Annotated in this window: 11 protein-coding genes; 8 read left to right on the top strand and 3 right to left on the bottom strand. The window is 62.9% G+C overall.

All coding sequences use genetic code 11. The features are described 5' to 3' along the window. Both ACWI6D_RS08845 and ACWI6D_RS08840 read right to left on the bottom strand, forming a co-directional pair. The coding region (locus ACWI6D_RS08845) for an MFS transporter (protein WP_449134414.1) at positions 1-840 on the bottom strand (840 nt) is incomplete at its 3' end. Positions 841-1198: 358 nt separating this feature from the next. Beyond that, positions 1199-1345, bottom strand: coding sequence for a hypothetical protein (locus ACWI6D_RS08840; RefSeq protein WP_449134413.1), 147 nt, complete (start codon positions 1343-1345; stop codon positions 1199-1201). Positions 1346-1384: 39 nt separating this feature from the next. Between ACWI6D_RS08840 and ACWI6D_RS08835 the strand changes: the two genes are divergently transcribed. The 7 genes from ACWI6D_RS08835 (at position 1385) to ACWI6D_RS08805 (ending at position 6923) form a co-directional block, all read left to right on the top strand. After that, the gene (locus ACWI6D_RS08835; RefSeq protein WP_449134412.1) at positions 1385-1813 is read left to right on the top strand and encodes a 4Fe-4S dicluster domain-containing protein; all 429 of its coding nucleotides are present in this window, start codon (positions 1385-1387) and stop codon (positions 1811-1813) included. A 14-nt stretch (positions 1814-1827) separates the two neighbouring features. Then, complete coding sequence (locus ACWI6D_RS08830) at positions 1828-2424, top strand: DmsC/YnfH family molybdoenzyme membrane anchor subunit (RefSeq protein WP_449134415.1); 597 nt, start codon at positions 1828-1830, stop codon at positions 2422-2424. 52 nt (positions 2425-2476) lie between these two features. After that, positions 2477-2947, top strand: coding sequence for an HAD family hydrolase (locus ACWI6D_RS08825; RefSeq protein WP_449134411.1), 471 nt, complete (start codon positions 2477-2479; stop codon positions 2945-2947). A 645-nt stretch (positions 2948-3592) separates the two neighbouring features. Continuing rightward, positions 3593-4180 carry a tryptophan transporter gene (locus ACWI6D_RS08820; protein ID WP_449134410.1) on the top strand — a complete coding sequence of 196 codons (588 nt, stop codon included), beginning with the start codon at positions 3593-3595 and terminating at the stop codon, positions 4178-4180. Positions 4181-4456: 276 nt separating this feature from the next. Next, on the top strand, positions 4457-5314 hold the full coding sequence (locus ACWI6D_RS08815) for an energy-coupling factor ABC transporter ATP-binding protein (protein WP_449134409.1): 858 nt from the start codon (positions 4457-4459) through the stop codon (positions 5312-5314). Next, positions 5311-6153 carry an energy-coupling factor ABC transporter ATP-binding protein gene (locus ACWI6D_RS08810; RefSeq protein ID WP_449134408.1) on the top strand — a complete coding sequence of 281 codons (843 nt, stop codon included), beginning with the start codon at positions 5311-5313 and terminating at the stop codon, positions 6151-6153. The genes ACWI6D_RS08815 and ACWI6D_RS08810 overlap by 4 nt, the downstream gene beginning before the upstream one ends. Beyond that, on the top strand, positions 6150-6923 hold the full coding sequence (locus ACWI6D_RS08805) for an energy-coupling factor transporter transmembrane component T family protein (RefSeq protein WP_449134407.1): 774 nt from the start codon (positions 6150-6152) through the stop codon (positions 6921-6923). Before ACWI6D_RS08810 ends, ACWI6D_RS08805 begins: the two co-directional genes overlap by 4 nt. A 26-nt stretch (positions 6924-6949) precedes the next feature. Here ACWI6D_RS08805 and ACWI6D_RS08800 read toward each other — a convergent pair whose 3' ends face one another. Beyond that, entirely contained in the window at positions 6950-7792 is an 843-nt protein-coding gene (locus ACWI6D_RS08800; protein WP_337368088.1) for a protein-ADP-ribose hydrolase, read from the bottom strand. A 466-nt stretch (positions 7793-8258) separates the two neighbouring features. Here ACWI6D_RS08800 and ACWI6D_RS08795 point away from each other — a divergent pair. Then, on the top strand, positions 8259-8970 hold a 712-nt coding region (locus ACWI6D_RS08795), incomplete at its 3' end, for a S1C family serine protease (protein WP_449134406.1).

The raw sequence follows: 8970 nt of genomic DNA, 5'->3' as shown, positions 1-8970 counted from the left end.
CAGCGCGCCTTGCACGAGCATCACGATGATGGTGGCGATGAGGAACTTGCGGTTCGTCAGCACGCGCACCTGCAGCATGGGCTGCTCCATGCGCAGCTGGCGGCGGAAGAAGAACGCGAGCGCAATCACGCCGATGATGACGCCGCCCGCCGAATCGGCCGTCACGCCGTAGCTGCCGATGGCGGACAGGCCGTACAACAGGCCGCCGAACCCGAGTGTGGACAGGACGACCGAAACCACGTCGAGCTTCACATCCTTGTTCGTTTCGCCGCCGCGTTCAAGCGCTGCGGCGGCGAACACGATGACGGCTGCGCACAGCACAGCGATGATCCAGAACATGACGTGCCAGTTCGCCTGGTCGATGATGATGCCGGCGACGGTGGGGCCGGCGGCGGGGGCGAACGCGATGACGATGCCAAACACGCCCATGGCGGTGCCGCGACGGTCGACGGGGAACGTCCACATGAGCACCGTCATCACGAGCGGCATGAGGATGCCGGTGCCGGCAGCTTGAACCAAACGGCCGGCAAGCAACACGGGGAAGTTCGGGCCCCAGGCCGCCAGCGCCGTGCCGGCGGTGAACAGGACCATGGACGCAAGGAACAGCCGGCGCGTGGTGAAGCGGTCGGTCAGAAACGCGGTGATGGGCACCATGATGGCGTTGACTAGCGTAAATCCGGTGGTCAACCACTGTGCGACGGCGGCGTCGACGCTCATTTCCGCCATGATGGACGGCAGCGCCGGCGACACGACGGTTTGGTTGAGCACCGTGACGAACGTGCCGAATACCAGCACGGCCAGCATGACGATCTGCTTGCGGGTCAAGCCCCAGTTAGCCATGAGCGGCTCCTCTCTGCGCGGCGCGGGTACGGCTGCGCGCTTGCCCGATGAGCGCACAAGCCAAGGGCGGCCCGCAGGCTCGCCAAACGCATATGCGCTCTCGGATTCGGATAGGGAAGGCGTCGGACAAAAACAACGTCCCCGGTGCTGGCAAGCAAGCCGGGGACGTCGAGCAAGACGCCGTTGTGTTGTTCACGATAGTAACGCGCGCAAAGGATGTCGCCCAGAGGTGCGCGAGTCGAATCACACAATCCTTTCGCTGTCAACAAATCTTTCCCACAATGTGGGGTATAAGTGGCCGCGGAACCTGCCCTCTTGCCGGATGCTTGCCGCATTCCTGCCGGTGCGTCAACGGCGCCTATTTCTTCACGATGAGGTTTTCCGCTACGCTTTTGAGCTTCTTGAAATCGGTGATGACTAGCGCGCCGCGCTGGCGTTCCACGCACTCTGCCTTGCGCAGCGCGCTGACGCTGTTCGTGATGGAGTTCACGTACACGCAAAGCATTTCGGCCGGCTCATCGTTGGAAAACGGCACGATGGCGACGTGTTGTACCAGGCCACGGGCACGTTCCCGCGTACGCGCCTGGCGTTTCGCCCGATGCTGTGCAACCACTGCGAGGACCCGGCGTGCGTGAAGCACTGCCCCACCCACGCCATGCACAAGGATGCGGAAACCGGTCTGGTGCTGGTGGACCAGGACCGCTGCATCGCGTGCGGGTATTGCACGTGGACCTGCCCCTGCGGCGCCCCGTCCATGGACGATGTGCACCACATCATGAGCAAGTGCACGTTCTGCAAAGATCGCATTTCCGAGGGTCAGAAGCCGTTTTGTGCTGAAGCCTGCCCGGCAAATGCGCGCGTGTTCGGCGATTTGAACGACCCGGAAAGCGAGCCGAGCAAGCTGCTGCAGCAGAAAAAGGGCGTTCAGTACCTGCCTGAAATGGGTACGAACCCGTCGGTCTATTACGTGTAAGGCGGTTGGTGAACATGATTTTGCATGTGCTTCCTTTGTTGGCGTTCACGACGTTCGCCGGTTTTGCGGCGGGCGCGTATGCCGTTGACGCGGTGTGCGGCAACAGCCGCGAGGCGAAGACACCTTGGCTGTTCCCGTTGGTGTGCGTGGTGCTGCTGGGCATCGGCTTGCGCGGCACGTTGGCGCATTTGGGTCAGCCGCTGCGCTTCATGAACGGCATGGCGAACCCTGCGTCGGGCATTTCCCAGGAGTCGTACTGGGCGATTGCGCTGGGCATCGTTATCGTTGTTGACCTGGTGATTTCTTGGCGCGGTGGCCGTGCGCTGCGGCAAGCTGGCGGGGAAGACGGCTGCGGTTGCAGTGCTTGTCCTGGCGTTTGCCAGCGTGGCCGTTGCCCGCTACGCATTCTTCGCGATGGGCGTCGGCGCGTAACGGCGAAGCGCGGCAAGGCTGCTTTCGCCCCGACTTCGCGCGATAACGTTTGCCCCCTCCTTAAGAAGCCCGATGAGCAGCGTATTGCTCGTCGGGCTTCTTTGCGTTGGCCGGGCGAAACTGGTGGGCTGGCAAGTGTGATGGCCGATGCGCTCGCAAATGCGGGTAAACTCGCTTGATGAAAGCAACGGGGCGGCAGCCCGTGTCGCCTAAGCGAAAGGAAGGCCTTGCATGTTGACTATCGATGTCCCGGGGCGGGGCGTGCTTGAGGTTTGCCAGGTGGCGTGCGACTACAACGGCACCATCGCCATCGATGGGCGCCTTATGGATGGCGTGGCGGAACGTGTGCGGCGCTTGGCGGAGTTTGCGCAGGTCAGCGTGCTGACCGCAGACACGTTCGGCACGGTGCTCGCGCAGTGCGAGGGGCTTCCGGTCAACGTGCGCGTGTTCGACCGCGATGATGCTAGCGCCTGCAAGGCGTCTATCGTGCGCGAGTTGGGTGCCGCGGGCTGCGTGTGCATCGGCAATGGCTTCAACGACATCGCCATGTTCGGTGAAGCGGCGCTGTCCATCGCGGTTATAGGTGGCGAAGGCGCCTGCGCCAAGCTTCTGACCTGCGCCGACGTGGTGGTAACCAGCCCCCTCGACGCCTTCGACCTGCTGCTGAACCCCAATCGCCTGCGCGCCACGCTGCGCGGGTAACAGGGGCGGTTCCCTCTGCTCCGTTTTGCGGTGTCAGGCTGACGCTCGAGTCCAGTCGGGCAATCCGTTGCTGCGCTCGTTTGCCGCTCGCCGGGCTTTTGTTTCGCGATGGTAAATTCGCGAAAATCGGGTCTTGCGCGAACGCGGGCCATCATGTAGTCTTCGTGCCACAACTTAATACCTTGAAACCGTTGAGGCGAAAGTCAAGCCATCATAAGCGCTCACAGAGAGCGGGTGTTGCTGGGAATCCCGCAGAAATGCTGGGTGGTAAATGGTTCGCCGAGGGAAAGGGGAAAGGTTGGCAGGTGCGGCGCAACCGTGCGGCACGTGGCAACTGAGTATCTGGACCGTGAGCCTGCGTTAAGGGCAGAACATGTGTTGGCATGTTCGTGAGAGGGTTCCTTTTTGGGAGCCAAGTAAAGGTGGCACCGCAGATGTAACGTCTGTCCTTTATCTCAAAGGACAGACGTTTTTTTATTTCGCGGGAACTCGGGCCACGGGGCGCGGCGAGTCGCCATAGCCGAAGCCTAACTTCACTTGACTTTCCTAAAGCTGCAAACCTCATTCGCGTTCGTTGCCGGCAAACCGAAAGCCCGGGGACGGGCAATGACCGGCGGGGGACCGCCAAAGAAAGGAATGAGGATCATGTCGAACAACGTTGCAGCTCAGAAGCGTACGGTGGCAACTTCCGCGAACAAGGAGGGCCTGTCCGTACAAGATCTTATCCTGGTGGCCGTGCTGATCGCCGCCGGCGCCGTGCTCAAGCTCACCGTTTCCAGTTTCCTGAGCTTCGCGGGCATGAAGCCCAACTTCATGATCGCCATGTACTGCCTGGCCATCATTCTTACGCGTCCGAAAATGCTCCAATCCGTTGTCATCGGCTTGCTGGTTGGCCTGGTCAGCCAGCTGCCCATGTTGAACGCCACGCCGTTGGTGAATATCGCCTCCGAGATGCTGGGCGCTTTGGTGTGCGGCCTTTTGGTTACCGCGTTCGTGAAGGTTGCCGCCGACAACAAGGCGTTTCAGAACGTTGCCGCCCCTGCCATCATCACCTTCCTGTCCACCGTTGTTTCCGGTTATACGTTTGCCCTGATCGTGGGTGTGGCCGTGGCGCATCTGTCCCCGATTGCCGTGTTCGGCGTGTACGCCGTCATGGTGTTTGGCACCGCAACCATGAACGCCGTACTGGCCGCCATCCTTACCCCCGTCCTGCGCGCGGTGCTGAAGCGCTAGTAGGTTTCCGTTTTGCCTGCGGCAAAACGGAAACGCTCGACGCTGCGGCCGCTTCTGGCACCCAATCTTGCCCTTCAGCTTCACGGGCATGGCCGAAAGGCCAATGCCCAGCTGAGCTGGGCGCGCCCGCTCGGGCGCATAGATGGTTTGTGAACAAGCCACTGGCTTGTTCACTCAGGGCGATCTTGGGCACCAGAAGCGCCCTCGCTGACTCTTCGCCACCTGCGTTATTTGCCAGCTTTCCACTTGCTTGCCCGCTTACCTGAAGGGGTTTCCATGATCGATATTTCGCAATTGTCGTTTCGCTATCGGGAGGGGGTTGAACCCATCCTGCAGGGCATCGACCTGGCCATTCCCGATGGCGCGTTCGTCGGCATCACCGGCGCGGCGGGTAGCGGCAAGTCCACGCTCACCTACGCGTTCAACGGCATCATCCCGCATTGCTACCCGGGCGATTTCTACGGCAGCGTGCTTATCGACGGCCTTGACACGTGCGAGGCGTCGCTCACCGACATCAGCCGCTTGGTGGGCAGCGTGTGCCAAGACATCGATTCGCAGATGGTGTCGTCGGTGGTGGAGGACGAGGTGCTGTACGGTCTCGAGAACTTCGGCGTGCCGAAGGACGAGGTGGAGGCGCGCGTGACCGAGGCGCTTGACGCCATGGGAATCGCCGACCTGCGGCATCGCGGCATCGCCGAGCTTTCGGGCGGGCAGAAGCAGAAGGTGGCGGTTGCGTCGGTCATCGCGCTGAAGCCGCGCGTGCTGGTGCTCGACGAGCCTACGGCCGAGCTTGACCCCGCGTCGTCGCTGGCCGTGTTCGAGTTGCTGGCACGCTACGCCCGCGAAAACGGCACGACGGTCATCGTGTTGGAGCAGAAGATCGCGCTGCTGTCGGATTTCGCGGACATGCTGCTGATCGTTGACGACGGCAAAATCCGCTTCCGGGGCACGCCGGCCGAGGTGCTCGAGCATTCCGACGAGCTGCTGGAGATCGGCGTGAACTGCCCGCGTTCCACCAGCTTGGTGAATCGCCTGCGCGCCGGCGGCCTGGTGAACGCGCCGGCGGCGCGCAACGTCGACGAGGCGGTTGCGGTGTGCAAGCGCGTTTTGAGCGGGGAAGGGGTCGTCGCATGATCGAGTTCAAGAACGTGGGCGCGTCGTATGACGGCGAGCTCGCTATCCTGCGGGACGTGAGCTTCCGCATCCCCGACGGCGACTTCGTGGCGTTCGTCGGCACGAACGGCGCGGGCAAGTCCACCACGATGCGCCTGGTCAACGGGCTGTTGAAGCCTACGGCGGGCGAAGTGCTCATCGACGGCGTGCCCACTACGCAGCTGCGCACCAGCCAACTTGCGGCGAAGGTGGGCTTCCTGTTCCAAAACCCCGACCGGCAGATTTGCTGCGCAACCGTGCGCGAGGAGCTGCTGTTCGGCTTCCGGGCGCAGGGGCGGGCCGACGCCGAAGCCGAGGCGCGCGTGGACGCCATGATCGAGCGTTTCGGGTTCGATGCCGATGCCGAGCCGTTTTTGCTCAACCGCGGCACGCGGCAGCTTTTGGCGCTGGCGTCCATCATCGTGCTCGAGCCGCCCGTGGTGGTGCTCGACGAGCCGACGACCGGCCTCGACTTCCGCGAGTGCGCGAAGGTCATGGACGCCATCGCGGACATGAACGCACGCGCCACCACGGTGATTATGGTGTGCCACGACATGGAGGTGGTTGCCGACTACGCGCGTCGCGTCATCGCTATGACCGCAGGTCAGGTGGTTGCCGATGGCGCCACGTTCGACGTGCTGCGCAACCGCGACGTCCTGGCGCGCACGCATTTGCTGCCGCCGCAGGTGGTCGATGTTGCGCTGCGGCTGGCCGAGGACGGCGCCGTTGCGGCCGATTCGGCGGTGGCTGCGGCCAATACGCTTGACGAGATGACCGAGGCGCTTGCAGCGGCAGGCGCGAACGCGAAGGCGGGTGCATGATGAAGGGTTTTCTGGAGTACGTGCCGGGCGATAGTTTCCTGCACCGCATGAACCCGGTGGCGAAGCTGGGTGCGGCGTTGCTGCTGGTCATCGCCACGTTCGCGACCGGCAACTTCGTGCTGTTGGCGTTGCTTGCGGTGCTTGATGTGGTGCTGGCGGCGCAGTGCAAAATGCTGCCGCAAACGCTGGGCCTGGCGCGCGCGGTGGCGCTGTTCTCGCTGCTGCTGGCGCTCATCGCGCTGTTGTTCACGCCGCAGGGTGACGTGCTGGTGGCGTTGCCGTGGGGCTACATCGGCACCGAAAGCGTCATTGCAGCCGTGCTCATTGTGGTGCGCCTGGTGGTGTGCGCCGTGCCGCTGTTTCTGGTGTTCTATGTGACCAAACTTACCGATATGGCGAATGCCCTGGTCAAAGTGCTGCACGTGCCGTACAAGTACGCGTTCACGTTCATGTCTACCGTGCATTTCATCCCCGTGTTCATGAACGATATGTCCGGCATCATGGAAGCGCAAACGGCGCGCGGCGTGGAGTTCGACGGCGGCATCGCGAAGAAGATTCGCCTGATGATGCCGCTGTGCGTGCCGCTTCTGGTGTCGTCGGTGCGCAAAACGAACTCGGCCGCCATCGCCGCCGAGGTGCGCGGCTTCAACCTGCGAACCCGCGAAAGCGGCTTCAAGGAATACCCCCTCGCCGGCATGGACTACGCCGCCCTGGCCGTAGGCGTCCTGATCCTCGCCGCCGCCATCGCACTTTCTGTGCTGGGGCTGTAGAGGCGGGCCCCAAGAAATGGGCTTGCTTACGCCTCGGCGGTTTCTTCGCTTTCCGCGTCCGGCCCGAGGATTTCGCGGTAGTAGGTTTCGTCCTGTTCGGTGTAAACGTCGAAAATGACGTGCATATCCGCGCCCGGCTCGCCGGGTTTGCGCGTATCGAGCCACGTCTTCACGGCGTTCGTGGCAATGGCCGCGCCTTCTTGCTGTGGGAAGCCGAACACGCCGGTGGAAATGCAGCAGAACGCGATGGACTTCGCGCCATCAAGGGCGGCGGCGTCAAGGCAACTCAAGTAGCACTGTGTCAGCTGTTTGCGCTGTTCAACGGTGGGCGAGCCCTTCGTCATGGGGCCGACGGTGTGGATGATGCGCTTGGCGGGCAGGTTGTAGCCGGGCGTGATCTTCGCGCGGCCGACGGGCTCTTCGTAACCTTGCTGCTGCATGATTTGCGCGCACTTCAGGCGCAGCTGCACGCCGGCGAACGTGTGGATGGCGTTATCGATGCACAGGTGGCCGGGAATCCAGCAACCCAGAAGCGCGCTGTTCGCGGCGTTGACGATGGCATCGCAACGCAGCGCCGTGATGTCGCCGCGCCACAGGGTCAGGCGCTCGTCGGAGGCGATGCGCGGCAGCTCGTCGGCCTCGGTGATGCCCGGCTCGGCCACCATCAGCTGCAGAACGCGGTCCTGCACCTTCAGAAACGCCGGCGAGGCGGGCTTCGGCTCGCGCGTGTTCACCAGCGCGCGGAACTGCTCCCACTGCTCCATGAACCAACGCGGGTCCTCCTGCGGCTCAATGTGCTGCGCGCCGGCGCCGCGTTCATCCATCAGGTAGTTCACCAGGTACGTGATGTCTTCAACTAGCTGCATCATGCTGCTGCTCCTTACTATATAGTGCTGCGTCCGCGCGTCCGGTGGGCAGGGGCGAATTTTCCGAAGAGGGAAGGGGGAATCCGCCCCCGTCATTTCGGTGGCGCTTGCACCATCGTTTGCCCACCGTTTCGTTGAGGCTTTCGCGAACGAAATCGTTTGGCATGTAGCATAGCGCAACGTATCGGTGCGGTGACGCTAGCGCCGCTGCAGTTCGGCAAAGCTGCGCAACCATTTTCGCGTTTGCAACCTTATTTGCTAGCGCGTTTGCGTCATCCGCGCAGGTTGCTTCTCGCACAGTTGCCGCCTTAGGTTACGTGGGGTACACCAACGGATGTAATTCGATGACATGCGGGTGACGAAACGATGCAAGGGCTGCTCAGCGGCGCTTTTGCGTGGTAAGGTCTCCGTGTCAAAAAGAACGCGGGGCGAAAGGAAGCCCCGCATCTCCCATAACAAGGAGCCGACCATGACCGATCAATTCGACAACCAGAACGGCTACACGCCTCAGTCCGGCCAGCCGTACCAGCAGCCGAACTTCCAGCACTCCTACCAACAGCCGGTGGTGAACCCGCAGCAGCCGCACCCGGCAAAGCCTTCCACGGGCCGCACGTTCGGCACGGCGTTCGCCGGCGCGGCGCTGGCCTGCGTTATCGCGTTCGGTGGCTTCACCGTGTATCAAAACGTGACGGAGACCCCTTCCGGCAGCAACGTTACGCTGGGCGCGTCCACGAACACCGAGATCCAGGCCCAGTCAACCGATGACACGCTGCCCGAGGCCGTGGCGCAGAAGTGCCTGCCTTCCGTGGCCGCCATCGACGTGTATACGCAGCAAACGTCTACCGACATGCTCGGCCGCAGCACGTCAAGCTCCGGAACGCTTACCGAAAGCTCGCTCGGCAGCGGCGTGGTGCTTTCGGAGGATGGCTACATCGTCACGAACAACCACGTGGTCGCGGGTGCCGATGCCTTGAAGGTCACCGTGGGCGGCGAGGAGTACGATGCCGACGTGGTGGGCACCGACGAGTCCAGCGACATCGCAGTGGTGAAGCTGCGGGGCGCAAGCGGCCTGACGCCCATCGAGATCGGCGACTCGGACAACCTCACCATCGGCGAGTGGGTCATGTCCATCGGCAGCCCGTTCGGCCTGGAGCAGTCCGTGGCAACCGGCATCGTGTCGG

The organism is Senegalimassilia sp., from assembly GCF_977052095.1.
This window is presented reverse-complemented; position numbering and strand designations above follow the sequence as displayed.

Coding starts and splice junctions, on each gene's coding strand:
- ACWI6D_RS08840 (WP_449134413.1), bottom strand. CDS start 1,345: ATGCTTTGCGTGTACGTGAACTCCATCACGAACAGCGTCAGCGCGCTG.
- ACWI6D_RS08815 (WP_449134409.1), top strand. CDS start 4,457: ATGATCGATATTTCGCAATTGTCGTTTCGCTATCGGGAGGGGGTTGAA.
- ACWI6D_RS08820 (WP_449134410.1), top strand. CDS start 3,593: ATGTCGAACAACGTTGCAGCTCAGAAGCGTACGGTGGCAACTTCCGCG.
- ACWI6D_RS08800 (WP_337368088.1), bottom strand. CDS start 7,792: ATGATGCAGCTAGTTGAAGACATCACGTACCTGGTGAACTACCTGATG.
- ACWI6D_RS08825 (WP_449134411.1), top strand. CDS start 2,477: ATGTTGACTATCGATGTCCCGGGGCGGGGCGTGCTTGAGGTTTGCCAG.
- ACWI6D_RS08805 (WP_449134407.1), top strand. CDS start 6,150: ATGATGAAGGGTTTTCTGGAGTACGTGCCGGGCGATAGTTTCCTGCAC.
- ACWI6D_RS08830 (WP_449134415.1), top strand. CDS start 1,828: ATGATTTTGCATGTGCTTCCTTTGTTGGCGTTCACGACGTTCGCCGGT.
- ACWI6D_RS08810 (WP_449134408.1), top strand. CDS start 5,311: ATGATCGAGTTCAAGAACGTGGGCGCGTCGTATGACGGCGAGCTCGCT.